The sequence below is a fragment of the Psychrobacter sp. TB55-MNA-CIBAN-0194 genome, assembly GCF_040309505.1.
In the GTDB taxonomy this organism is placed as follows: Bacteria; Pseudomonadota; Gammaproteobacteria; order Pseudomonadales; family Moraxellaceae; genus Psychrobacter; species Psychrobacter fozii.
In genome coordinates this window covers 1-229 of record NZ_JBEOOW010000883.1, presented here as the reverse complement: position 1 = coordinate 229, position 229 = coordinate 1, and the positions used below count along the sequence as shown (strand labels likewise).

Here is a 229-nt window from a genome sequence, read left to right as displayed (position 1 = left end):
AGATTGCTACGAGCACTTCGTTTTGAGCCGATCGATACCACACCTGTCTGGATGATGCGTCAAGCTGGTCGTTATTTACCAGAATATAAAGCGACCCGTGCTGAAGCAGGTGATTTTATGAGCCTGTGTAAAGATACCGCGCGTGCGACAGAAGTCACCTTGCAGCCATTACGTCGTTATGATTTAGACGCGGCTATTTTGTTCAGTGATATATTGACCATTCCTGATG

Annotated in this window: 1 protein-coding gene; it reads left to right on the top strand. The window is 46.3% G+C overall.

Annotated elements, in window-relative coordinates; genetic code table 11:
- The coding region (locus tag AAEY75_RS17470) for a uroporphyrinogen decarboxylase family protein (RefSeq protein ID WP_352260458.1) at window positions 1-229 on the top strand (229 nt) is incomplete at both ends.